This window comes from Paraprevotella xylaniphila YIT 11841 (assembly GCF_900683745.1).
GTDB lineage: Bacteria > Bacteroidota > Bacteroidia > Bacteroidales > Bacteroidaceae > Paraprevotella > Paraprevotella xylaniphila.
Window position 1 is genome coordinate 1,099,225 of sequence record NZ_LR215980.1, and the last position, 25,556, is coordinate 1,124,780.

At 50.3% G+C, this 25,556-nt stretch carries 22 protein-coding genes and 4 tRNA genes; 10 read left to right on the forward strand and 16 right to left on the reverse strand.

Going from position 1 to position 25,556, the window contains the following annotated elements; all coding sequences use genetic code 11:
- Positions 1 to 383 precede the first annotated feature (383 nt).
- From pncB to E0E47_RS04510, 3 genes are all read right to left on the reverse strand, one after another.
- Positions 384 to 1,589, reverse strand: a complete 1,206-nt coding sequence (gene pncB, locus E0E47_RS04500; RefSeq protein WP_008627364.1) for a nicotinate phosphoribosyltransferase — start codon at positions 1,587 to 1,589, stop codon at positions 384 to 386.
- Between the two features lie 21 nt (positions 1,590 to 1,610).
- Positions 1,611 to 1,979, reverse strand: a complete 369-nt coding sequence (locus E0E47_RS04505; RefSeq protein ID WP_008627362.1) for a hypothetical protein — start codon at positions 1,977 to 1,979, stop codon at positions 1,611 to 1,613.
- Between the two features lie 83 nt (positions 1,980 to 2,062).
- Positions 2,063 to 3,016 (reverse strand): LysR family transcriptional regulator, encoded by a 954-nt coding sequence (locus E0E47_RS04510; protein WP_130893018.1) that lies wholly within the window; start codon positions 3,014 to 3,016, stop codon positions 2,063 to 2,065.
- 288 nt (positions 3,017 to 3,304) lie between these two features.
- On the opposite strand from E0E47_RS04510, the gene atpD reads away from it, so the two are divergent.
- The 8 genes from atpD (at position 3,305) to E0E47_RS04550 (ending at position 10,051) form a co-directional block, all read left to right on the forward strand.
- Positions 3,305 to 4,828: a F0F1 ATP synthase subunit beta gene (atpD, locus tag E0E47_RS04515; protein WP_008627359.1), complete on the forward strand. Its 1,524-nt coding sequence runs from the start codon at positions 3,305 to 3,307 to the stop codon at positions 4,826 to 4,828.
- Between the two features lie 5 nt (positions 4,829 to 4,833).
- A complete protein-coding gene (gene atpC, locus E0E47_RS04520) occupies positions 4,834 to 5,094 on the forward strand; it encodes an ATP synthase F1 subunit epsilon (RefSeq protein ID WP_130893019.1) in 261 nt (86 codons plus the stop codon).
- Between the two features lie 86 nt (positions 5,095 to 5,180).
- Positions 5,181 to 6,188: a F0F1 ATP synthase subunit A gene (gene atpB, locus E0E47_RS04525; RefSeq protein WP_130894322.1), complete on the forward strand. Its 1,008-nt coding sequence runs from the start codon at positions 5,181 to 5,183 to the stop codon at positions 6,186 to 6,188.
- 47 nt (positions 6,189 to 6,235) lie between these two features.
- Complete coding sequence (atpE, locus tag E0E47_RS04530; protein ID WP_008622212.1) at positions 6,236 to 6,490, forward strand: ATP synthase F0 subunit C; 255 nt, start codon at positions 6,236 to 6,238, stop codon at positions 6,488 to 6,490.
- A 13-nt stretch (positions 6,491 to 6,503) separates the two neighbouring features.
- The gene (atpF, locus tag E0E47_RS04535) at positions 6,504 to 7,010 is read left to right on the forward strand and encodes a F0F1 ATP synthase subunit B (RefSeq protein WP_008627356.1); all 507 of its coding nucleotides are present in this window, start codon (positions 6,504 to 6,506) and stop codon (positions 7,008 to 7,010) included.
- A complete protein-coding gene (locus E0E47_RS04540; protein WP_008627355.1) occupies positions 7,010 to 7,570 on the forward strand; it encodes a F0F1 ATP synthase subunit delta in 561 nt (186 codons plus the stop codon). Before atpF ends, E0E47_RS04540 begins: the two co-directional genes overlap by 1 nt.
- 18 nt (positions 7,571 to 7,588) lie before the next feature.
- Positions 7,589 to 9,175 carry a F0F1 ATP synthase subunit alpha gene (gene atpA / locus E0E47_RS04545; protein WP_130893020.1) on the forward strand — a complete coding sequence of 529 codons (1,587 nt, stop codon included), beginning with the start codon at positions 7,589 to 7,591 and terminating at the stop codon, positions 9,173 to 9,175.
- Positions 9,176 to 9,181: 6 nt separating this feature from the next.
- Positions 9,182 to 10,051, forward strand: coding sequence for a F0F1 ATP synthase subunit gamma (locus E0E47_RS04550; RefSeq protein WP_130893021.1), 870 nt, complete (start codon positions 9,182 to 9,184; stop codon positions 10,049 to 10,051).
- 287 nt (positions 10,052 to 10,338) lie between these two features.
- Here E0E47_RS04550 and E0E47_RS04555 read toward each other — a convergent pair whose 3' ends face one another.
- The 4 genes from E0E47_RS04555 to E0E47_RS04570 all read right to left on the reverse strand — a co-directional run bounded on the left by E0E47_RS04555 (position 10,339) and on the right by E0E47_RS04570 (position 14,707).
- A complete protein-coding gene (locus E0E47_RS04555; protein ID WP_232038333.1) occupies positions 10,339 to 10,779 on the reverse strand; it encodes a hypothetical protein in 441 nt (146 codons plus the stop codon).
- A gap of 207 nt (positions 10,780 to 10,986) precedes the next feature.
- Positions 10,987 to 12,498 carry a glycoside hydrolase family 30 protein gene (locus E0E47_RS04560; RefSeq protein ID WP_130893022.1) on the reverse strand — a complete coding sequence of 504 codons (1,512 nt, stop codon included), beginning with the start codon at positions 12,496 to 12,498 and terminating at the stop codon, positions 10,987 to 10,989.
- A 128-nt stretch (positions 12,499 to 12,626) separates the two neighbouring features.
- The gene (locus tag E0E47_RS04565; RefSeq protein ID WP_008627347.1) at positions 12,627 to 13,919 is read right to left on the reverse strand and encodes an L-cysteine desulfidase family protein; all 1,293 of its coding nucleotides are present in this window, start codon (positions 13,917 to 13,919) and stop codon (positions 12,627 to 12,629) included.
- Between the two features lie 26 nt (positions 13,920 to 13,945).
- Positions 13,946 to 14,707, reverse strand: coding sequence for a hypothetical protein (locus E0E47_RS04570; RefSeq protein WP_008627345.1), 762 nt, complete (start codon positions 14,705 to 14,707; stop codon positions 13,946 to 13,948).
- A gap of 140 nt (positions 14,708 to 14,847) precedes the next feature.
- Between E0E47_RS04570 and E0E47_RS04575 the strand changes: the two genes are divergently transcribed.
- The gene (locus E0E47_RS04575) at positions 14,848 to 18,288 is read left to right on the forward strand and encodes a C10 family peptidase (RefSeq protein ID WP_130893023.1); all 3,441 of its coding nucleotides are present in this window, start codon (positions 14,848 to 14,850) and stop codon (positions 18,286 to 18,288) included.
- Positions 18,289 to 18,366: 78 nt separating this feature from the next.
- Here the strand turns inward: E0E47_RS04575 and E0E47_RS04580 are convergent, their stop codons facing one another.
- Positions 18,367 to 19,410, reverse strand: a complete 1,044-nt coding sequence (locus E0E47_RS04580; protein ID WP_040603165.1) for an alcohol dehydrogenase — start codon at positions 19,408 to 19,410, stop codon at positions 18,367 to 18,369.
- Positions 19,411 to 19,766: 356 nt separating this feature from the next.
- A complete protein-coding gene (locus tag E0E47_RS04585; RefSeq protein WP_008629455.1) occupies positions 19,767 to 20,318 on the reverse strand; it encodes a hypothetical protein in 552 nt (183 codons plus the stop codon).
- A gap of 179 nt (positions 20,319 to 20,497) precedes the next feature.
- Between E0E47_RS04585 and E0E47_RS04590 the strand changes: the two genes are divergently transcribed.
- Positions 20,498 to 21,451, forward strand: a complete 954-nt coding sequence (locus E0E47_RS04590) for a transporter (protein WP_008629458.1) — start codon at positions 20,498 to 20,500, stop codon at positions 21,449 to 21,451.
- A 50-nt stretch (positions 21,452 to 21,501) separates the two neighbouring features.
- On the opposite strand, the gene E0E47_RS04595 is transcribed toward E0E47_RS04590, so the two are convergent.
- The 7 genes from E0E47_RS04595 to E0E47_RS04625 all read right to left on the reverse strand — a co-directional run bounded on the left by E0E47_RS04595 (position 21,502) and on the right by E0E47_RS04625 (position 25,411).
- Positions 21,502 to 21,574, reverse strand: a tRNA-Gly gene (locus E0E47_RS04595).
- Between the two features lie 23 nt (positions 21,575 to 21,597).
- Positions 21,598 to 21,681: transfer RNA gene (locus E0E47_RS04600), tRNA-Leu, on the reverse strand.
- Positions 21,682 to 21,705: 24 nt separating this feature from the next.
- A tRNA-Leu gene (locus E0E47_RS04605) sits at positions 21,706 to 21,786 on the reverse strand.
- Between the two features lie 22 nt (positions 21,787 to 21,808).
- Positions 21,809 to 21,881 (reverse strand) — tRNA-Gly (locus E0E47_RS04610).
- A gap of 132 nt (positions 21,882 to 22,013) precedes the next feature.
- Positions 22,014 to 23,204 (reverse strand): carboxynorspermidine decarboxylase, encoded by a 1,191-nt coding sequence (gene nspC, locus E0E47_RS04615; RefSeq protein ID WP_130893024.1) that lies wholly within the window; start codon positions 23,202 to 23,204, stop codon positions 22,014 to 22,016.
- Positions 23,205 to 23,222: 18 nt separating this feature from the next.
- Entirely contained in the window at positions 23,223 to 24,179 is a 957-nt protein-coding gene (locus E0E47_RS04620; RefSeq protein WP_040603157.1) for a PCMD domain-containing protein, read from the reverse strand.
- A gap of 26 nt (positions 24,180 to 24,205) precedes the next feature.
- Positions 24,206 to 25,411, reverse strand: coding sequence for a BamA/TamA family outer membrane protein (locus E0E47_RS04625; RefSeq protein ID WP_232038334.1), 1,206 nt, complete (start codon positions 25,409 to 25,411; stop codon positions 24,206 to 24,208).
- Positions 25,412 to 25,556 lie beyond the last annotated feature (145 nt).

Consider the following 25,556-nt stretch of genomic DNA (forward strand, 5'->3'; position numbering starts at 1 on the left):
GCCCATAGGGGCAAAAGGACAAAACAATCCCTTAGGGATATTTATAAAAACATCCCATGGGCATCTACCGTTGCATAGTTCATAACTACAATTTTGAATTTGCGAGATTCGAAGCGTCAAGAACCAGCGCATGATAAACGCCTTCTTATATATAGCGGTTCCCCTTTCCCTACCCGTCCACTCCCATTCCCACCTGCCGCAAAGGACAGATGTTCCTGTTCGTATCGGCGCAGGTCGCCTTGCTTGGATCGGCCTACCGGTCGCTACCGGACATCACGGCACAGCAAGAATCACCGGGAACCCAATGCAAAGTTAATCTTTTCTAAGAACCAATCCCATAAAGAACGGACAAAATTTTGAAGTTTTTATCGTCCGGACTCCCTTCATCCTTTCATATTCAACGCTTCCATGAAACGGCGAATCACTTCGGGCTTGCCTGTATGCTTGCCGTCGTCTTCGCTCAACTTACAAGTATCGTTGTAGAAAGTCCATGACTCCGTGATTTTCACGGCCACCAGTTTGATAACGATGTTCATGGGCTTCACGCCCTCGAAGTCGTTTGTGAAGTGCGTGCCAATCCCGAAAGAAGGTTGGCAATACTCCCGGGCGTAACGTTGTATCTCTATCGCACGGTCCGTGTCGAGCGCATTACTGAATATGACCTGCTTCGTACGGGGGTCGATGCCCAACGAACGGTATTTCTCCACAATCCTTTGCAGTTCCGCACGGTTGTCGCCGCTGTCCACGCGAAGACCTTTGAACAAGTTGGCAAAGTCCTCCGAAAAATTCAGGCTGAAGATGTCCCAACCGAAACTGTCGTAGAGGTACGTGCCCAAAGCTCCACGGAACGTGTTGCGCCAAGAGTTCATGGCAATATGGTTGGCCATCTGGGGGCCGTACATTCCTCCTATGGCACAGACAAACTCGTGTGCCATCGTGCCGACAGGAACCAGGTCATACTTCATCGCCAGGTAGATATTGCTAGTCCCGACAAACTTCCCGCTCCATTCCCGGCTTTGGTAACAGTCTCTCATCGCCCGAACCACCGTCTCTTCCGCCTCGAACGAGACGCGGCGGCGCGTCCCGAAGTCACTGAACACGCAACCGGCTTCCAACAGGCGGACGGCTTTCCGGTACGTCTTCCGGTAATAATCCTCATAATCGAAACGGCTGTCTTCGCCCGTCATCCTGTAATAAAGCTCGGAAATGATGGCCAGCACTTTCACTTCCAACAGGATGGTATCGGCCCAACTCCCTTCGAACTCCACGTACAGATGCCCCTCGGCATCCTGCCGGACTTTCACCCATTCGCGACAGAAACGGTAGCCTTTCAAATAGGTGTAGAACCAACCGGGAATGTAGCTGCACCGCCGTTTCATGAACGCAATTTCCTCGTCCGTGATGACCACGTCCTCCAACAGGATGATTTGTTCCTGCAATTTGTCGGCAAAGCCCGGCGGATAGACGGTATGGTCCCGGTCGGTAAACCGGTACTTCACCTGGGCACGGGGAAAATTGTCGATGACCGCACAGCACATGGTGAACTTATACAGGTCATCATCTGTAAAATGATTGATAATTCGTTCCATACAAAGTCTGTTTGTTTGATTTCACTTTCCGCGAAGTTCCCACCGGTTTCCTGTCCGATACAACTTGCAGGTCTTGCCCTGCCAAACGCCCCCCTTACGGTCGAGTATCTCGTTCCGAAACGGAGACGGACGGAAAACCTCCACCCGGCTGCTGTCTGCCGCAAACACGGCGTACGACGCTAAAGAGGGTTGCAAAGACGGGTCGTCCACACGCACCCCGTCCTCAAAGATGCGGATACAGTCCCGGCGAAGTTCACTCCACGTATAACCGGCCGCCGTAAGACAACCATGTTCATCCTTATTTCCCCCGATAAGTTGGGGAGCTTGCACAGACCTGCAAGCCGAAAAACAGGCCCATGCGCCCACGATAATCCAAATGTTTTTTCTCATATCCTATTTTATCCATTACAAAGTCCAAACTAAAATCCAACCACTTCCGCTATTTCGCCCATACCTTATATATATACGGTGCATCATGCTTCTTCTTCGGCAGATTTCCCTTCAAACAAATCCGAGTCTTTTCCTCTGGCAATTCTACGCTCTTGTATTTTTTGCGTCTCCATCCGCAACACTTCCAGAAATTTCTCCGTCAACAAAGAATGCCTTTTACCTTTAAGGGAAAGAAGGCTGATGTGCATCATCTCTGTCTTCTCCTTAATCGGCACGGCTTTCAAGTCCGGGCTGCTTACCGTCATGTCCTGAGGCAAAATGGAAATCCAATGCCCCGTGCGCAGCATTTCAAGCAATAGCGGCGTGCTGTTGACTTCTATCTGAGGTTTTACCTTCACCCTGTACTGGGCCAGCATGCGGTCTATGACCTTCCGGGTGTACAGCTCTTTGTCCAAGAAGATAACGGGGAACTCGTTCAAGTCCGACAAGGAAAAATGTTTCCGGATGGCCACCGGATGGCTTTCATGGACAATGACACACAAAGGCATGCAGGCGTATTCCTTGGATTCCGTAAGCGCAGACACATCCTGCGGGTTGTAACTCAACGCGAAATCAAGCTTGTTGGAATTGATCAGCTCCACCAGTTCCAACACCGAATGGGAATAGACAATAGAAAGCTCGGCCTTGGGGAAAGCTTTCGTAAACTTCAACACGCAGATATTCAACAAAGGGAAAAGGCTGTATATTACGCCTATCTTTATCTTTCCCGTATAGACATGCTGCATTTCCTTCAAATGCTGTATGCCATACGCCACCTCCTCTATCGCCTTACGGGAACAGTCCAAAAAATCCCGTCCGGCATCCGTCAGGTAGATTTTCTTCCCGATGCGGTCGAACAGTGTCACGCCGAGTTCCTCTTCCAGTTGCTTGATGCTTAGCGACAAGGTGCTCTGCGTGATAAAAAGCTCTTTGGAGGCTTCTGTGAATGAAAGCACGTCTGCCAATTTGACGAAATATTTCAGCGGAGTCAGTTCCATAAGAAAAATCAATAGAAATCATGAATATTATTAATTCTACAAATTTACAAAAAAGAGAAATTACCCTTAACTTTGAAACAAGAAAAATGGAAATGTCTCCGGGTTAAACTATTATAAACGAAGCGAAAGAAAGACACGGTTGACATTAAATAATGTATAAGAATGTTGAGAAACCCAAGCGGTTCGACACGTTCCACGAAAGCAAACGACAAAACAATCGGTTCGACAGGTAAAAAGAACACGAAACAAATAAAACGATTATATATAATTAAGGTATAAACATCATTTATGGCAGAGGTATTAGGACACATATCGCAAATTATCGGCCCGGTGGTGGACGTTCATTTCGAACACAGCGAAAAAGAACAGAACGCCAACCTTCCGAGCATACACGACGCCCTGAAAATCCAACGTCCGGGCGGCAAGACATTGATTGTCGAGGTACAGCAACACATCGGAGAAGACACGGTGCGTACCATCGCCATGGACAGCACGGACGGACTGCAACGTGGCATGAAAGTGGTCTCCACAGGAAAACCCATCACCATGCCGGTGGGCGCACAGATTCGCGGAAGGGTCATGAACGTCGTAGGCGACGCCATCGACGGCATGCCGGCCTTGGACGAGAGCGGTGCGTCCCCCATCCACCGGGACCCTCCCAAGTTTGAAGACCTTTCCACCACTCAGGAAGTGCTTTTCACGGGCATCAAAGTGATAGACCTGTTGGAACCCTATCTGAAAGGAGGGAAAATCGGACTGTTCGGCGGGGCGGGCGTAGGAAAAACGGTATTAATCAAGGAACTCATCAACAACATCGCCAAAAAGCACAACGGATTTTCCGTGTTCGCCGGTGTGGGAGAACGTACGCGTGAAGGTAACGACCTGCTGCGCGAAATGATTGAGTCCGGTGTCATCAAGTACGGCGACGAATTCCTGAAAAGCATGGAAGCCGGACACTGGGACCTCTCGAAAGTGGACATGAACGAAGTGGAAAAATCACAAGTGGCCATGGTGTTCGGACAAATGAACGAACCGCCGGGCGCACGTTCTTCCGTAGCGCTTTCCGGTCTGACCTTGGCCGAGTCTTTCCGTGACAACAATAAGGGAGACGGACCGCGGGACATCCTGTTCTTCATCGACAATATCTTCCGTTTCACCCAGGCCGGTTCCGAAGTGTCCGCCCTGTTGGGGCGCATGCCCTCGGCCGTGGGCTATCAGCCGACACTGGCTTCCGAAATGGGACAGATGCAAGAACGAATCACGTCCACGAAGAATGGCTCCATCACTTCTGTACAAGCTGTGTACGTGCCTGCCGACGACTTGACCGACCCAGCCCCGGCCACGACATTCACGCATCTGGATGCCACGACCGTACTGAGCCGTAAAATCACGGAGTTGGGCATTTATCCTGCGGTGGATCCCTTGGAATCCACATCCCGTATCCTTGACCCGCTCATCGTGGGACAGGAACATTACGAAACGGCACAGCGCGTCAAGCAAATCCTGCAACGGAACAAGGAGCTGCAAGACATCATTTCCATCCTCGGCATGGACGAGCTTTCGGATGAAGACCGCCTGACGGTGAACCGTGCGAGACGGGTACAACGTTTCCTGTCGCAACCCTTTGCCGTGGCCGAACAGTTTACGGGCGTGCCGGGCGTCATGGTATCCATCGAGGACACCATCAAAGGATTCAAGATGATATTGGACGGAGAGGTGGACGACCTTCCCGAACAGGCATTCCTCAACGTAGGCACCATTGAAGACGCCATTGCCAAAGGAAAAGAATTGTTGAGCGCAGCCCAAAATTAAATCGTATGGAAGAGGATAAAATTCATTTGCTCATCGTGTCTCCGGAAAAGACTTTGTTCGAAGGTCTGGTGAAGTACGTAAGACTTCCCGGCAGTGCCGGACAGTTCGCCGTTTTCTACAACCACGCCCCCCTGATTTCGTCCCTCGACACAGGAGAAGTCGTTTACCGAAGCGGAAAAGACAAAAACCGCGTGAACATTTCAGGTGGTTTTGTAGAAGTGAATGACAACACAGTCTCCGTCTGCGTAACGGAAGCGACGGCCTGACCGCTCCCTTATCCGGACACATAAAAAGAGAAGTCTAAGGAATGAAGCTACTAAAATATTTATGCTGTATAGGCCTATGCCTGTTGATGTTCATGCCCCGGCAAGCGCAAGCTGAGGAGAACAAGGAAATAGATGTGTACGAAATCGTTTTCGGCCATATCGAAGACGCATACGAATGGCATATCACGGACATCGGAGACGCCTCCATACGCATCCCCCTGCCCGTGATTGTGAAAAGCTCTTCCGGTTGGCATGTGTTTTCATCCGCCCGTCTGAGAAACCAGGCCCGATACGAAGGATTATACATCGCACCGGACGGTGAATACAAAAACAAAATCGTGGAAAAGAATGCCACGGGAGAAGAAATCCGCCCGTTCGACATCTCCATCACCAAGAATGTGTTGGCACTGTTCATCAACAGCGTCATATTGGTGGCCATCATGTTGGGATGTGCGCGTTGGTATAAACGTCACGAAGTGAGCGAAGGGGCACCTAAAGGAGGTGTGGGCATGATAGAGGCTTTGGTGGTCATGATAAACGACGAAGTCATCAAAGGATGTATCGGGGAAGACTACCGGAGATACGCTCCCTATTTGCTGACCGCATTCTTTTTCGTTCTGGTTAACAACCTGATAGGTATTCTTCCAATCTTTCCGGGAGGAGCTAACGTCACGGGAAACATTGCCATTACATTGGTATTGGCATTGTGCACCTTTCTCTTCACCAACATCTACGGAACAAAAGCCTATTGGAAGGATATTTTTTGGCCGAAAGTCCCCTTATGGTTGAAAGTTCCCGTGCCTCTCATGCCGATGATCGAGCTATTCGGAATTTTCACCAAACCATTTGCATTGATGATCCGTCTGTTTGCCAACATCATGGCCGGGCACGCAGCCATCCTAAGTTTGGTAGCCATCATCTTCATCACGGTGAAGGCCGGTCCGGTCATCAACGGTTCCATGACAGTCATATCCGTATTGTTCGGCATCTTCATGGACCTGTTGGAACTTCTCGTAGCCTTCATCCAGGCGTATGTATTCACCATGTTGTCGGCTGTGTTCATCGGCCTGTCACGTATTAAAGAAGAGAATTAAAAAGAACTATTAGAAAATCAAGTATAACCCTTAAAAACAGAAACATTATGTTATTATCCATTTTATTACAAGCTATCGGAGGTATAGGTCTTACCAAGTTGGGTGCAGCGATTGGCGCTGGTATTGCCGTTTTGGGTGCAGGCATAGGTATCGGACGCATCGGCGGGTCGGCCATGGATGCCATCGCACGACAGCCGTCGGAATCCAACAACGTGCGTATGAACATGATCATCGCGGCAGCTTTGATAGAAGGTGTAGCCCTCATCGCCATTGTCGTTTGTCTTTTGACATTGTTCCTCTAAACCGTTGTTGCTTATGGGACTGCTAACCCCGGATCCGGGTACATTGTTCTGGATGGTGATTATATTCGGAATCGTATTCTTCATCTTGGCTAAATACGCATTTCCTGTCATCACCGGAATGGTGGACAAACGGAAACAATACATAGACAGTTCGTTGGAGGCTGCCCGCCAGGCCAACGAGCAGTTGCAGCAGGTGAAAGCCGAAAGCGAAGCACTGCTGGCACGGGCGCACGAAGAGCAGACCGCCATACTGAAAGAAGCTTCCGCCACGCGCGACCGCATCATCGCAGAAGCGCGCGAACGGGCACGCACCGAAGCTCGGAAAGCCCTGGACGAGACCCGCCACCAGATTGCTGCGGAAAAAGAAAGCGCCATCAACGACATACGTCGGCAAGTGGCAATACTGTCCGTAGATGTAGCTGAAAAGGTGTTGCGTAAAAAACTGTCTGATGATAAGGAACAGCTTGAATTAGTGAACAGACTGTTGGACGAAGTTAAATCAAACAACGACATTGAATAATGGATATAGGAATTATTGCAAGACGTTATGCCCGCGCATTGCTGCTCTTCGCGTGTGAGAACGGACACGAGACCTTGGTGTACGAACAGGCTCAACAGCTCCTGTTCCAATACAACGAGCTTCCGGAGTTCCGCCACACGATAGAGAATCCGATGGTGAGCCGTACAGAGAAAATAAAGCTCCTGCACAATGCTACTGCCGGAGCTGACACATGCGAAGAGCTGACCAAATTTTTCTATCTGCTACTTGAAAAAAGGCGCGAAAAGCTGTTGGCTTTCATCCTGCATTCTTTCTTATTCTTATATCGGAAAAAGAAAAAAATACGTCAGGGAAAACTTGTCACGGCTATGCCGCTACCGGAGGAAACCCTCAACGAACTGAAAACGCTCATCCTGAAACGCTATCGGGGACGCACGGTGGAATTCAAAACCAAAGTAGACCCCGGTATCATCGGCGGTGGCATTCTGGAAATCGGCTATTGGCGAATCGATGCCAGCATAGCCGGACAGTTGAAACGCGTGAAGAAACAGTTCATCGAGAAAAACAGAAGAATAGTATAATGAAAAGGAAACAAGAATATGCCAGATAAGATAAGACCCAGCGAGGTTTCGGAGGTATTGCTCCAACAGCTCAAAGGAATCAACACGTCTATCCAGTTCGACGAAGTGGGTGCCGTGTTGCAGGTCAGCGACGGCGTGGCACGTATTTATGGGTTGCTCCATGCCGAGGCCAATGAATTATTGGAATTTGAAAACGGAGTGATGGGCGTAGTGATGAACCTGGAAGAGGACAACGTGGGTGCCGTCCTCTTAGGAGCCACAGACCTCATCAAAGAGGGCATGATCGTGAAACGTACGGGACGAATTGCGTCCATACGGGTCAGCGAGAACATGCTGGGACGTGTCATCGACCCGTTGGGCGTTCCTTTGGACGGAAGAGGTACCGTAGGAGGAGAACTTTTCGAAATGCCGTTGGAACGCAAAGCTCCCGGGGTCATTTACCGCCAACCGGTATCGGAACCCTTGCAGACAGGCATCAAGGCCATCGATGCCATGATTCCTATCGGACGGGGACAACGTGAATTGATCATCGGCGACCGCCAAACGGGAAAGACCGCGATAGCCATCGACACCATCATCAACCAACGCTCCGCCTACGAGGCGGGCAAACCGGTGTACTGCATCTATGTGGCCATCGGGCAGAAAGGCTCCACCGTGGCCAACATCGTCAACACGCTGCGTGAAAAAGGTGCCATGGACTACACGGTGGTCGTTGCCGCCACGGCTGCCGACCCGGCCGCATTGCAATACTTCGCACCGTTTGCCGGGGCAGCCATCGGGGAATATTTCCGCGACACCGGCCGCCATGCCTTAGTCGTATTCGACGACCTTTCCAAACAGGCCGTAGCCTACCGCGAAGTTTCGCTCATCCTGCGCCGCCCGTCGGGCCGCGAAGCTTACCCCGGCGACATCTTCTACCTGCACTCCCGCCTGTTGGAACGTGCAGCCAAAATCATCAACCAACAGGAAGTGGCCGAGCAGATGAACGACCTGCCGGAAAGCCTGAAAGGAAAAGTGAAATGCGGAGGTTCGCTCACGGCACTCCCCATCATCGAGACACAGGCAGGCGACGTATCCGCCTACATCCCTACGAATGTGATTTCCATCACCGACGGACAGATATTCCTCGAAACGGACTTGTTCAACCAAGGCTTCCGTCCGGCCATCAATGTAGGTATCTCCGTATCCCGTGTGGGCGGCAGCGCGCAAATCAAGAGCATGAAGAAAGTGGCCGGTACACTGAAAATCGACCAGGCGCAATACCGTGAACTGGAAGCTTTCTCCAAGTTCAGTAACGACATGGATTCCGTGACCGTCATGACCATCGACCGCGGACGAAAGAACAACCAACTGTTGATACAGCCCCAGTACTCCCCAATGCCGGTAGGCGAACAAGTCGCTATCCTCTATTGCGGTACGCACGGATTGATGCGCGATATACGTATTGACCAGGTCATTGCCTTCCAGCATGAATTTCTGGAAAGCCTGCGCACGTCGCACCGTCAGGATGTATTGGAGGTTTTAGAAGGCGGAGTCATCAACGAACAAGTGACCAAAGTCATCGAAGATGTGGCTCAGTCCACTCTTCTGTTATTTAAAAACTGATAGACCATGGCATCATTAAAAGAAGTAAAGGGCAGAATACTCTCGGCCAATAATACGCTGAAGATTACGTCGGCCATGAAAATGGTGGCTTCCGCCAAGCTGCACAAGGCACAAGAAGTCATCGAAGGCATGTTGCCCTACGAACGGCAGATGTCGGCCATCATGACCCACTTCTTGCAAACCGGCGGAAAGGCGGAATCGCCCTTTGCCACGCAACGGGAGGCAAAGCGCATCGCACTGGTCATATTCTCGTCCAACGGCAGCCTGTGCGGAGGATTCAACTCCAACGTCATACGCGCTTACCACCAGTGGTTGGACGGACACGCGCAAATGGCAAAGGAAAACCTCGTCATCTATCCCATAGGGAGAAAGATTGCGGACACAGTGAAAAAATCGGGCTTTACCCCGGCCGGAGATTACACGCACATGGCCGACAAGCCTAATTATACGGAATGTGAGAAACTGGCTGCGGAACTATGCGAACGTTTTTTGTCGGGCGACATAGACCGGGTAGAGCTTATTTACCATCACTTTAAATCTGCCGGTTCGCAGGAACTCGTCAACACGGTATATTTACCGATAGATTTATCTGCCATGACCGAGGCTCCGGACGGCAACCGGCAGCCGGACTACCTGATAGAACCTTCGGAAGAGGTTTTATTGGCCAAACTGATTCCGGAGGTGTTGAAACTGAAAGTCTATACCACGCTTTTAGACTCCAACGCATCCGAACATGCCACACGAAGCATGGCCATGCAGATAGCCACGGACAATGCCAACAACTTGATACAGGACCTAACCGTCGTGTACAACAAAGGACGCCAACAAGCCATCACCAACGAACTGTTGGACATCATGGGCGGCACCATGGCATGACACACCACGCTCCGCAACTTTTAAAAACAGACCGGGCATACCAAGAGAATTTCCTCTGTATGCCCGGTCATTTTTTCCTGACTCCTCTATCGCCCTCACCTGTGTTTCCTACTCTTATGTTCCAAACCTAAAAAATACATTCGGAAGGCAATTTGCAACAACCTGATAATTAACGTCATAAAAATCTTCGCCAAACGTTTTTTCATTCTCAGCCGAATGATTTTTCAATCTCCTGAGATTGATTTTCCGTTCTGCGACAAACGGTTTTACAGCCTCCTGCCTGCTTTTCAGCGACGCGGCGTAGGATGCTGTCTTTGTCCCTGAAAACGCGGACGACTTCCCATGTCCGGACGTTCATAAAGCTGTTGCACCTGTCTCATTGTCAACACTTTCTTAAACTTGTCATAGTAGCTCTTCTGCACGTCCAACCGTTTCTCCTGAGCCGAAAAACGAGCCTTTATGTTCTCGTCTATATCTTTATCCGATTGTGCCGCCTGACTTCCCATTTTCTTTCCGGGTATGCGGCATTCCGCCAACTTTTGCATGTATTCCTCGTAAAGGGGAATGAATTTTGCCGATGTTTCGTCGTCCAACATCAGTTTCCCGGCCATCCTTTTGGCCATCTGTCCGGGATTCGTCCGCATGCGCGGCGCGTTTCCGCGCCCTTGGGCTGACAATGTGCTTCCGGCCAGCAAAGCAAAACATACGGCCATCATCAATTTTCTCATAGCTGTTTCCTTTTTAATTAAACCATTCTTTTTTGTTCCACAGAAGTATGACCCGTTTCCGGGCTTAAGGTTTACTCCTGAAAACTTTTCCCCTACTGGATATAACAAGTTTTAACAAGCCCTACACTGTACGGCATACGCAAAGGGCCGGTTCCGTCCCCTTGCGAAACCGGCCCTTTTTACGGGGAACCCCTTATGCAAACCGTATCATTTCATCACAAATGTATTATAAGAATGCGCCGCCAATTCAGCAGACAAGCTCTTCTCTCCTATCTTGACGACCAAAGGAGAAGCCTCGTCCTTGAAATTTCCGGCAACGACCACATACTTACCCTCCGGTGTCTGGCATACCAATACCGGCATCCTGTCTTCACCCTGTGCCTTGTAAGCCACCACACGCGTGCCTTTCGAGATAAAATTACTGTAATGCTTCACGGCAAAATACTCCGGTGTATAAGTAAACTTGCGGGTTTTGGAATCCACGCGGATGAGCGCGTTCTGCTTCCATCCCCACGGGCTTTCACCATTGTCCTTCAAGATGAAGTTCCAAATGGTGTACTCGTTGCAACCGTTGCCCAAATAATGGTTCATCAGCTCAAACGTGTGCTCCCCGGCTCCCCAGTCAAAGCTTCCTCTTCCGCATTCGCTTTCCGAGCAGATATAGTTCCATTCGGGATGCTCCGCACGCAACACGGGCAACGATTCGCGGCCTTCCCATTGGAAAGCCATACCGCTCACGAACTCCTGCAACTTCGTGTCGGAAGCAATCTTCTGCACATAGTCCACACGGTTGGTGTTGAACGTCCCGAGATAAAGCTTCACTTCCGGATGCTTTTGTCTGAGCGTGGGACCCAGATAGTCACGATTGAACCGCACCGTTCCCTCGGCCGTCCATGCACAACCAGGGTAAGCCGTGTAGCTGTATGCCTCGTTTTGGTATATCACCATGTCGATGTTCACCCCCTGCTCCTTGTAGGCATCGATAAACTTGCAGAAATAATTGGCATACGCCTGCAAGTAACGCGGGTCTTGTATAAAGTAGTCCGTGGTGGCCAACTGGCGCGGGAACTTATTCCCTCTCTTGCCTGTCAATTTCATTTCGTCGGGATCCACCTTGTCGTTCACATTACCGTAAAGGATGTAGTTCATCTTTTCGGGCATGTCATTGAACTTGCTGCCCAGCACCGGATAATCACCATTGATTTTCATCCAACTGGGAGGGCACCATGGAGATATCCAGAACGTCAAATCAGGGTTATACTTCTGTGCCGCACGTATGAAGGGAATTATTGTCTGCTTGTCTCGGTCGATGTTGAAATAACGCAGTTCTAAATCCCCTTCCACCTCGTCGCAGCTATACCAGGACCGGGCATAGTCGTTGGCGTTCATGGAAATGCGGCCACGGGAAAAACGCAAATCGCCATCCGGTGAAAATACCTTCTTCAAGATTTCATCCTGCTCATCACGGGTCAATATCCCCAATGCGTCCCAGTCCAATTCGTTAAACGTGGCAGCCCATGCCTTGAACTCCACGATGGGCTTCTCATCTTCGTCCACCGTCACCAAGGGATTCCCAGCCTTCTTGGCCATCTTCACGACAGAGGTTTGCCACATGTTGTCTTCCGTGCTCGAGTACCACGTAAACGACTGTGCCAATGTTCCGGCAGACCACGCCGCCAGACAACCGCATGCAAAAAGCATTTTGATTTTTTGTTTCATAATAGTTAAAAATTGGGTTAATGAATAACGGTTACAAATTTAAAACTTCTGTCGGAATAAACATCTGATATAAATCAGAAAAAACGGGCTTTCGCCCGTTTTCTTCTTAAAAAGACTTAAATCCAAATTCAGTTCTTATGTGTCATAATCTCCAAAACCTTACGGTCGGTTTCGTTCATGGCTTCAGCCCCGATACTGGTCAAGTTGTGTATGCTCTTATCCACATCATCGTCGATAATGCCTTCCACACTGCTCACACACTTCTGTTGCATGGCCAACATGGCTGACAATACAGCCGTAGAAACCCCGCTCGTCAATTTCAATGCGCAACTCGGTTTGGCTCCATCGCAAATCATCCCGGTAAGGTTCGCTATCATATTCTTTACGGCGTATGAGACTTGCTCGTACTTTCCTCCCATCAGATAGGTGATGCCACAGCTCGATCCCGTGGAAGCCACCACGCATCCGCACAATGCCGACAGGACCCCCAGACTTTGCTTGATATAAATGGCTGTCAGATGGCTCAGCATAAGCGCACGGATAAGTTCTTCGTCCGTATTGTGGTTCTCTTCGGCAAAAACCACGACCGGCATCGTAGCGCAAATTCCCTGGTTGCCGCTTCCAGAATTGCTCATCACCGGAATCATAGCCCCAGCCATGCGGGCATCGCACGCACATGAGGTGCTCGACAGGATATGAGAGAATATCGTATCCCCCATAATACCACGCCCCAAAGGACGGCTCAGCGTCTTGCCCAACTCATGTCCGTAGCACCCTTTCAAGGCCTGTTGGGAGGCAGATTCGTTCAAGCGGCGTGCTTCCCGGATAAATTCGATTTCTTCCAACGGTGCCTCTACGGAAAAATCGTACACTTTACGCAAGTTGAGTTCGCATTCGTCTTCTCCGGATTCCTCTCCTTGAGGCATACGGTTGTCCAACAGCACTTGCCCGTCTTTCTCCACATAAACGAAATGCGTGTGCTGACCGGCGATGACAGCCGTAACCCTATGGCCGGACTCACCATCCACTATGGCTTCGACATAAAGCTTTTCCGAAATGCCTTCTTTCAATGATATTTTGACACGCCGTTCCGCGATATATTGTTTTCCTTGTTCTACGTCGGCCGGCGTTACGTCTTTCAGCACCTCAAGTCCGTATGCAGACTTACCTGCCACTACGCCTAAAGCTATGGCTATGGGAAGTCCCACCATACCCGTACCGGGAATTCCCACCCCCATGGCATTTTTCAGTATATTCGCGCTGAGAAAGACGCCGGCAGCGACCGGCCTTTCTCCAAGCACCTCTGCCGCGCGGGCCACACAAAGAGATACGCATATAGGTTCTGTGCATCCCATTGCCGGCACCACCTGTTGCTTCACCAACCGGATGATGCGTTCCCGCTCCGTTTTTTCAATTTTCATATTTTATTCTTTTTCCGGCCCAAAGGTCATTCGTCTGCCAGTTCTTCATCTACATCCTTGATGTCCGCCTCAGGGGTATAGCTTCCGTAAAAAGTGTCATCTCCTGCCGTATCGCCCTCTTCTTCCGACTCCGAATCAGTTTCTGTGTCTTCGTCCACAATACGGCGGTTGCCGTCTTCGTCATATTCCGGTTCGGGCACAAAACGCAACTTCTCTACCGGTTCGCGCTTTTTGGCAAAAATAGCCTCTACCCACGTCCCTTTCGCAATCTCCAGTACTTCATACCCATCAGCAACCTTACGTTCCAACGTACCGCCCGCTGCATGAATGCGTGAAGCAGGCAAGGTTGTCGTACTAATGTCGAAAGCCGACTCTATAATGTCTTTTATCGTCAAAGATATGGAATCCCAACCACCGCCGAAATTACCTTCTATCAACTTCAGCAGGTCGGATGCCGTAATATGTTTAATGTTCTCATACGAGAGATCCGTAATCCGGCGGATCTCTTTCTTACGTATGGCCACGGCTCCTTTGCGTTTGTCCACACTGGGCAGAATGACATAATCTCCATTATTATACCTCATGACATCCCGGTCATCTTTCGGGTCGAAATGATACACGTCAAAAGCCAACCGGATGACGTTCAGCACTTTTTCCTCAGATGAAGAAAAACCTTCTTCCTTAATATCCTTTTGCCACAATTCCAAAAGCTCTTGGGCTTCCGTTCCCCATACATTACTGGCGTTCAAATCGAGAACCGACTCCAAATAGTAATTCTTCTTCTGCATATCCTTTCCTCTTTAATTTTTTGGCAAAAGTAATAAAATAAATACGTTCTACCACAAGTATTTTAAGAAAACGACGGGAATGTCCATAAAAAAAGTTACCTTTGGTCGTATTAATCTAATATCAATAAAAATAGAAACCTATGATGAAACCCTTATTGACAGTTTTGACGCTTCTCACGTCATCCACATGTATATGGGCCGACCCCATCGACCCGGAAAAAGCCAGGGAAATAGCCCAGGCATACATGTGTGGCAACCAGATTCCCGAAACCGTGGAAACCCTCGTGAACAAACGCAACAGTACCGACGGGTACGCGCCCCTCTATATTTTCAACAGGGGAAACCACCAAGGCTTTGTCATCATATCCGGAGACGACTGTATGCCTTACGTCTTAGGATACACCGAACAAGGAGATTTCGACCCGCAAACTCTCCCGCCCGCCATGCTCGACTGGTTGGAAGGATACAGCCAGATGATAGAAGCGGCACAAGCCCAAGGTTTAGGTCCGAGAGCGCAAGCACGGGCCAATGACAAAGAGAACATCGCTCCATTAGTCAGTGCACACTGGTCGCAAGGGGCACCTTACAACAACTTGTGCCCATTCCGTAAAGACGGAGGAGGCCGCGCGCTGACCGGATGTGTGGCCACGGCTGCCGCGCAAGTGGCATATTACTGGAGAAAAGAGCTGCCCGACCGTTCGCAGTATGACACACCGACTTACGGTTACGGCGATGCCCCCGTCACCGAATCGTTCCCGAAAGGGACTCCCTTGCAATGGGAACTGATGCAGGACAACTACGGAGGAAACACGCCCGAGGACATGAACACGGCCGTGGCTACGCTGATGGCCATCACGGGAACCTCCACCTGGCTCACCTACGGTTCGTCCACATCGGGACAAATCCGTGATTTGGTCAATACCTTCTCCGGACAATTCCTCATGGACAGCCGATGTACATACAAATCCGGCATCAGCCAGTCGGAATGGGAAGATATGGTGTACGACGACCTGGCAAAAGGTTGGCCCATCGTGTACAGCGGAGTATCCCCGACATCAGGCGGACATGCCGTAGTGGTAGACGGATACCGCGCCTCGGACAACCTTTTCCATTTTAATTTCGGATGGGGAGGACAAGGAGACGGGTATTACACTGTGGACGACTTGACGGGTATGAACGGATTCAACGGGCAGCAAGGCATGACCCATGCCATACATCCGCGTGCCTATTCTCTGGAAGGAGAAATCCGGACAAGCAAAATGTACACCCGCATGAAAAACGCCATCGAGGTGGAAATCACCAACCATGGCATCACGGACTACAAGGGGATATACCTTGCCATTGAGCGGAAAGAAGAGGAACCGACAGACGTAAGCGATGCCAACCTGAGAGACGTGAACACGGTCATCCCGAGCGGGGAAACGGCAAACGTGGAACTGACTTACCGGCCCAGCATCGCCGGGCCGTATTACATGTACCTCATGGACAGCAATGCGCGTATCCTGGCACGTCTGGCGACCGAAGCTTCCGCACAGGAACCCGCATTGTCTCTGAACAGCCTCCGGCTCGATGCCGCTTCGGAAAGCGAGGAAACATCCATTGTGCTCGGCGGACAAGAAAGCACCATATTATATAATAAGGTGTACAGCGACGCAGCCTGCGTCCGGGCTTCCATAACGAACGCCCAAGAAGCCACCGCTGCCACGCCGACCTTGCAATGCGACCTGTACCAATACGATGCCGGACAATCGGCCTTTGTCAAACGTGAGGATTTGTCGGACAGGGAGACCGTATTTGCAGAAGGCTCGACACAAGAAGTGACGTTCAACTTCGACGACATGGAAAAAGACGCATTGTATGCCGCCGCACTGCACCGCGACTACAAGGCCGGAGGAGAAGAGCAGACGATAGAGGCTGCACCGGAAGACACCATCGTCTATTTCAAGGTAGCCGGTTGCGACCTCACCATGGCTGAAACGGACAACCGGGGAGTCGTCTTCTCCGGCCATTGGAACAGGGACAAGTTTTTGGAACTGGCTTCTACCGTGCCGTCCGCTCATTTCGACCTGACTCGCGTGACGGGCATAGACAGCGTGCCGCAGCTCGCCAATCCGAACATTTTGTTTTATCTCGATGCCGCCTCGGAAGCCAAAGGAAAAAACATCATCAAAGAAGGTATATGCGAGGAACTCAGCCTGACCATGGGTTACGACTACTGCGCACAGCAGCCTTTCACCGCCCGCCGTGCCGTCTTCAACCCACAGTCCTCGTCGATGAAATGGCAATACATCGCCCTGCCTTTCGACTGCGAAGTGGCCGAAGGCAACCGCGCACGGAGAATCAAGAAACTGAGCAACATCCTTATCTCGGAATCGGACGAAGTGAACACCACGTTAAAGGCTTGCACGCCTTACCTTTACCGGACTACCCGGCCGGGCGAAGACCGGATTACGGCCACCGACGTGACCGTCGATTACGGTCACGGAACGGCCACGTCCGACACCCTGTCCTACAGTTTCAGCAATGGAGTGGCCCGGAAAGGACTCCGCATGCTGAACAAGGCCGACATACAGACCTTCGTAGAGGACGAGGGGGCCACCATCCCGGCTTTCAGCGGCTACCTTACATACGACAAGGACGTAAGCACCAACATCTACGCATACGAGAAGAAAGACAAGGAAAGCGAGGCGCTCGGCGAGCTGCTGAACCAAGCCTACCTTTTGGCTGAAAATGCCAAAGGGCAGTTGTTGCCGGAAGATCTCAACACGTTCCTTGACCAAATCCACACTGCAGCCGCATGCTATACCCGCCATCCGGAAGCAGAGGAGATAGCCGAAGCCGAAGCCCTTTTGGAAGAGGGCATCAAAGCCTGCCGCCGGAACCTCATCCCCACAGATGCGCCCATCGACCTCACGGACGTGTACCTGACCAACGCTTCGTTTGAAAGTCGTCGCACCACGGGTTGGGACATCACACGCGAGACAGGGCAGAGTTCAAAGGTGACGGACGTTTCGTCCTTGGACAATTACATGGTGGACGCAGACGGCAGTTACGTATTCCACTCCTATTCCAGTTCCGGAAAAGGCAGCGTCACGCTGAGCCAGAAAGCCACGGGCCTGAAAAACGGATTCTACCGCGTAAAAGCATGGATAGCCACCGACGAAGGACAAAGCGTGACACTCTTTGCCAATACATCCACAGCCACGATGACCGACGACGGCTTCGGCAGACGTTACCTGAGGGAGACCGTCATAGACAGCATCCACGTGACGGACGGCATGCTCACCCTTGGCATCAAAGGCAACGACGGATGGTATAAGGCCGACAATTTCAGGTTGTACTATCTGGGCGACGGCACCACCTCCGTCACTCCCGTACACAAGGGCACAGCCACCGTCAAGGCATACGGCGGAGAAGGTTACATCAGCTTGCAAGGCCCGGAAGGACAAGTGCTGACCGTTTCCATATACGGAACGGACGGATGCATCGTGCGGCAAGTGACCGTAGACGGATACGAACAAGTGCGCGGCCTCTCCAAAGGGCTATATATCGTAGACCGGCAAAAAGTCATCGTCCGGTAACGCGTCGGTAAACATTCACTTATACAAGCCCCGATTTCCTGCCTCAAACAAGCATCGGAAACCGGGGTTCGTTTTTCCCTATCGCCCCCGTCCGGTGACGGCCACCTTGATGACACCATCCAACCTGTTCTCAAAAATCCGGTAGGCTTCTTCAATACGTTCCAACGGGAAACGGTGGGTGATAAGCGGTGTGGTGTCAATCCGGCCCGCCTCTATCAGGGAAAGGATTTCGGCACAATCGCAACCGTCCACCCCTCCAGTCTTGAACGTCAGGTTCTTCCCGTACATGTCCGGCAACGGCAACAACTGGGGCTTGTCATAAAGTGCCACAACCGTCACGACGGCATTAGGACGGGCACATTCCCAGGCCAACCGGAAACTGTCCTGGCCACCGGCCACTTCCAACACCACGTCCGCCCCTCCATGGGCACTATGGCACAGCACAAAGTCTTTACAGCCTTCGGGAGTCGTCACCTCTACCCCGGGATAGTGTTCGCGCACGAAACGCAACCTCTCCTCCGACCGTTCGCAAACGATGACGCGATGCGGATTTTTCAGCATGACACACTGCAAAGTGCATATCCCCGTAGGGCCTGCGCCGATAATCAACACCGTGTCCTCCTCCTTGATTTCCGAGATACGCGCTGCCCAAAAGCCTGTGGCCAAGATGTCGCCCACGAACAAAGCTTGCTCGTCGGTCACCGATGGGGGAATCACATTCAAGCCCTGGTCTGCATACGGAACCCTGACAAATTCGGCTTGTCCACCGTCGATACGACAACCCAAAGCCCAACCGCCATGAGGGTCGGTGCAGTTGTTCACGTACCCGTGCCGACAAAAGAAGCATTCCCCGCAAAATGTCTCCACGTTCACGGTCACCCTGTCGCCCGGCTTGACCGAAGTGACCTCACGGCCTACTTCTTCCACCACCCCAACCATTTCATGCCCCACCGTGATTCCCGGTACGGCACGCGGCACACTCCCGTGTTTGATGTGTAAATCACTGGTACAGATGCTCCCCAACGTCACCCGTACGATGGCATCCCGCCCGTCCTGCAACTCCGGACGCGGCTTTTCCCTTAATTCGAATCTCCCTTGTTCTACGAACGTGTATGCAAGCATAATCGTCTCCTTTCTTTTGAACGGTCCTTTTCCGCACGCAAAGATAGCGAAAGGCAAGTGCAGTTCCAAGCCAAAAGCTTGCTTTTGAGCAAGGAAAGTGCTCGCAAGTACAAACATTGTCCCGGGCAAAAGGCACGAGAATCCATTATTGTCACACGAATCCGCAACCACTCCCGAAAAAAACAAACCAAAACTCATTATAACTGACAATTTGGCAGGCTCAAAATGAAGTTCAATAAAAAACAAATCATAAAAAAGGGATACCGTAACCGGTATCCCTTTATCTTTAAAATAAAATCCCCTACATAAGGAAAACGTTCCGATACAAACGACCGGACTCATTCCCCTTACGGGTTTTACGCTTCTTCCAACGTCATGCCCAAATAAGAACAAGAGAAATTCTTTCCTTTTACGGAAGGAAACTGGCTACGCGCATCCACATCTTGCCGCGAACGCAAATGCTCTACTATACGGTTGTAACACTCCTGCGTGTTACGAGCCTTGCAACGAGCCTTGAACCGCGTATCCTTATACTGGAACTTAGTGGTGCCAGGAATGGGAACCACACGTTTGAAAAGGATTTCCCCCTCATACCATCCCGGACGGTCGTTAATGGAAAAACGGGCCGGTGCTTCCTTCTCCGAACTTTCGGCTAAAGACTGCGTCCTGCCTCCGTTCACTTTAAATTCGGCCAAAGTCGTAGCCGTTGTCTTAATCACAATAAAATACACACGGGGACGTACCTTATAACGCTTGGGATAAGGCATCGGGCTATCCATGTATTGGCGCAAGTCTTTCACGAAAGCCTCATCCAACGTAATACCCGGCAGGGAAGACAGGAAATCAAAAGCCTCTTCCGCCGAACTCACCACGCACTCCTCGTCAAAATAGCGAATGTATAAATTCATCAATTCATTATATAAATAAAACCATAAAATCCGAACAATTATACCCCTCGGGCATAATTAGTCGGAGACCGATGCAAAATTATATAAAATCTCCCGTCCGGACAAATTTTGTCCGGTGTAATCCACCTCCGCGATGACAAAATAAGTAACTTTGCACAACCATTCATGATAATTTGAATATGTCTATCATCAGATTCATCAAAAACTGGACGCTCCCCATCGCCATGCTCATGGGGGCATTGTCTTACTTCATTTACACAGGCATTCCTGTCCTGGAGCCTACGAAACCTTACGTAGCCCGGTTCGTCGGCATCCTGCAACCGGTATTGATTTTTGCCATGCTTTTTATAACGTTCTGCAAAGTAAATCCCAAAGAACTCCGTCCTTGCCGTTGGCATGGATGGCTGCTCTTAATCCAAGCTGGCTGTTTTGCCCTCCTGGCCGGGCTTTTGAAATGTTTTCCCAACCTGCCGGGCCAAGTTTTGGCAGAAGCAGCCATGCTGTGCATGATTTGCCCGACAGCTACTGCAGCCGCTGTAGTCACCGGGAAATTAGGAGGCAATGCGGCCAACCTTACGACCTATACCATTTTAATCAATCTGGCCACGGCACTGATTGTCCCCATATTCGTCCCCTTGGTCCACCCCCACCCTGACCTGACATTTGGTGTCTCCTTTTCTTTGATATTAAGCAAAGTCTTTCCTTTATTGTTCTGCCCGTTCCTGGCCTCCTTGTTCGTCCGCTACTGCCTTCCTGGCATACACAAGCTAGTTCTCCGCTGCAAGGAACTGGCATTCTATTTGTGGGCCGTGGCACTGGCCATTGCCATCGGGGTTACCGTGAAGAGTATCGTCCACAGCGAAGTATCGGCGCTTTACCAATTTGGCATAGCCGGCATATCGCTTGTTTGCTGCGTCGTACAATTCTGGGCGGGGAAATACATCGGAACCCGTTACAACGATCCCATTAGTGCCGGTCAAGCCTTGGGACAAAAGAACACGGTATTTGCCATTTGGATGGGGTATACATTCATGACTCCGGTTACATCGGTAGCCGGAGGCTTCTACAGCATTTGGCACAATATTTACAACTCTTACCAACTCTACCGCAAACGAAACGAAGAAAACAAATGAAACAGAAGTGTAAATACAAATAAAGCCACCCTCACGGGCAGCTTTATCTGAGCGGAAAACGAGACTCGAACTCGCGACCCCGACCTTGGCAAGGTCGTGCTCTACCAACTGAGCTATTTCCGCAATTATATTGCTTATGAAAAGTGTGAAGAGAAGGAGACTCGAACTCCCACGACACAATTGTCACTACCCCCTCAAAGTAGCGCGTCTACCAATTCCGCCATCTCTCCGAATGATACAGAAAACATTCTATGTGCCCAGAACAGGACTCGAACCTGCACGTCTCTCAACACTCGCACCTGAAACGAGCGCGTCTACCATTCCGCCACCTGGGCAAAAATGTTTCTGAATATCTTGAGCGGAAAACGAGACTCGAACTCGCGACCCCGACCTTGGCAAGGTCGTGCTCTACCAACTGAGCTATTTCCGCAAAAGATGCTTGTTCCATTAAGTTCATTAACTTTTGCACTCCCCTGAATGCGGTTGCAAAGGTACAACTATTTTTTAAAAGCGCAAGCATCTGCTTGAAAAAAATCATTCGTTATTTCTTTTTTTTCTATTTTCAACACATCCTGTCACGATAATCCTCATAACTGAAACGACGGTAATATTCCAAAGTTCCGTCGCTATGCAGCATCGCGATGTCCGGATGGCGGATGCCATTGAACATATTGGTTTTAACTGTAGTATAATGTATCATGTCTTCAAAAATAATCCGGTCGCCCGGCGCGAGAGGATGGCCAAAGCGCCATGCTCCCATGTAGTCGCCACTCAAACAACTGTTCCCGCCCAAGCGATAGACATTTTCTTCCGGAGCCGCACGTCTCACCGCATCGGGTTCCATCGTCTCGGCATTACGTACCACCGGTTGATACGGCATTTCCAAACAATCCGGCATGTGGCAAGTGAAGCTCACGTCGAGAATGGCCGTGCGTATCCCTTTATTTTCCACCACATCGACTACCGAAGCAACCAACGGACCGGTTTGCCAGGCAAAAGCCGAGCCCGGCTCCAAAATGACCGTAAGGTTGGGATAGCGTTCCTTCAAGCCTTTCAGGATGGCCACCAAACGCTCCACATCATAATCCTTCCGCGTCATCAAATGGCCGCCTCCCAGATTGAGCCATTTCAATCGGGACAGCCATCCCCCAAACTTCTCCTCTATATGCAGCAAAGTGTGTTCGAGTGCTTCGGAAGAGCTCTCACAGTGACAATGACAATGGAATCCTTCAATCCCGGCAGGCAGGCTGTCCGGAAGTTGCGAGGCCATCATACCGAAACGAGAACCGGGCGCACAAGGATTGTACAAGTCCACTTCTATCTCCGAATACTCCGGATTGATGCGCAGCCCGCAAGAAACACGCTCCTCCGGATGCAGACGGCTGTATTCCTCCACGCTCGGATAGAAACGGGCATACTGGCTCATGGAATTGAACGTGACATGGCTACTATACGAAAGTATCCGGTCGAAATCACGTTCCGTATAGGCCGGCGAATAAGTATGTGCCTTGCTGCCGAACTCTTCTGCCGCCAAACGAGCCTCATAGAGGGAACTAGCCGTAGTATGGCTGATGTATTCCCTGAAAACAGGGAACGACTTCCATAAAGCGAAAGCCTTGAAGGCTAAAATGATTTCTACTCCTGCCCTCCGGGACACATCCCGAATCTGCTCCAAGTTCCGCCGCAACAAATCTTCCTCTATGATATAGCACGGCGTCGGCACACCTTCGTATGTAAAATGGTCCGTCTTCATATTGTCCACTTACCTATTTTAATATATGACATGCACATTGTCCAACCACAATGTGGTTCCTACAGAACCCACGTACGCGCCTCCGTAACTGGAATCGAACTGTAGCACGATATGCGTGGGAGTTTCACCAGCATCGGCCCAACCCACTTCCTTGATAGGCACCATCTTCCCCTTGCTGTTACGGGTGTATTGTGTCCTGTCTCCGGATATCAGCCCCATATAACTCTGGAACCCGGGCTGCTTGGTAATATCACCATATTTAATAGGAAATTTTGCAGCGTTTACCCAATCCGTATTGTGGTTGAAACGATGAATCATCGTCCCTATACGTTGTGCGTACACATTCCCTTTTTTGTCTTCCCAACGTTTCTGGAGCAAACATACCACATCGGGCATATCTTTCCCCTGGACTTTGGTCACACGACTAAACCCTGTCTGACGGATACGGTCCGGTTCGTCGGAAAGCTTCACCTTATAGTCGAAACTGATAGCCTGCGGACGTTTGGTAAAAGGTATGCCCACAGCCAATTTGCTCATCGGATTGGACGTATTGGTAATCGGTTCGGGCACACTGCCCAAAAAAACAGAACCGGCTGCCAACACCTCTATATTTACGATGCCCATCACCTTCACCTTTTCCACATGGGTTTCCAGACGGGCACAATAGCCGTCTCCTCGCTTCTCCCGGTAAACCGAAGTATTCGTCTTTGTGATTCCGCAAACTTTGGCCATCACATTCGATGTAGCCCACGGCGAACCTCCCTGGTTCGTGTAAGCCTTGTTCTCGTTCCAGACCGCATCCGGACCGATTTCGTACAACTGTTTGGTATCTCCACCGATAATGCCGCTCTCCTTGATGTTGCGGACAATCCATGAATCAAAATCACCAAACTTAATCAGTTCCGATTGGGCCATGCCCTGCATCACGGGCCATACAGCTAACAGCCCTGAGACATACACACTCTTAAATTTCATTTTATATCTCTGTTTTTTAGTTCTTTTCAAAAGGCCTCATTGATATTAAAGGTGAAATTCGGGCTGTCTTTGGTAAAGCCCAAATCAAAACGTATGTTCACCCTTTTTTTGAACTCCCAGCGGTAGCCGATACCATAGTTGGGAAGTATCTCATCATAATATATATGACCGAAATCGGGAAACACGTTGGCCAAACCCACCCATACGGCTATCCCGTTACGCCCTTTAACATGTTGGCGCAGCTCCAACTGCCCTTCCATGATATTACGGTCGCGATATCGCCCTTCATAATACCCACGCATGCGCCCCAACACCCCGACCTGGGCCATCATGGTCCAAGGCACATCTCCATAATTGAACAAGGTATGCAATTCCATGGCCAACACGCCGCCTTTCCATACCTGATGGTAGGTACTATAAGTCAAGTCGGTATAACTGAAAGCGTAGTCGTTTCCGAAACCGGACGGGTAGAACATCTGTTCCCAACGAAAGAAATTGCCGCGGTAGGCATTCAGTACAAAATCTCGCGTATCGTACGTGAAATTAAATCCCGCTCCATAATTCGCCACCGATTTGTCTTGTCCCTCCAACAACGTCTCGTTCTCAAAACCGAAACTGTTCACCCATTCTATGTCCACGACCGGCCCCAAAAAGACCGATTCGTTCAGGCGAAACAAGAAACTGGGCTTGAATTGGAGTTTCACACGCTCATAGTCGCTCTTATTCGCATCACTGGCACCGCTTTCATAACCTATCCCCCAAAATTTTCCCGGGAAAGTATAAAACGACAACTGATAATCGAAACGATATTTCTGATGAGGCAGAAAATTATTTCCCCGCAACCCGACAGCCAACATTCCCGACAGGGACGCATTGGCGTATACCGAAACATTGGACTTGGGCAACAAAGAATCGGAACGATCCCATGAATACAGACCGGAGGCCGTAGCTCCCAATCCGGCGGAAGTGGCAGCCGAATAACTCGGCCCTATCAGCATGCTGAAATCGAAGGGACGGTCTTCGTGTTTATTGGTGTTACTCAGGTAACGCCCTATCCACTTAAGCGGATTACGCGTCTTGCGAACCGGCTCCACAACTGAAGATACAGAATCCGCGTCAGGTTTTATACTGTCTTTCACCTCAGCGAAGGCATGCCCGCCTTCTCCGGCAGCCCGAACAAACATGCAAGACAGCCCGTACAAAAGCACAGTACAAAAGAATCTATTCCGCATTTCTTATTCTATGAAGTTGCAAAATTACGTTTTTTTTGCCATTAAGAGGTACTGTTTTCAGTATATTGATGCTTTCTTAAAAGAATTAACACTATGATTCCTGCATCCTATCGGCCTGTTTGTCACGAAAAAGCGCCAACAAACA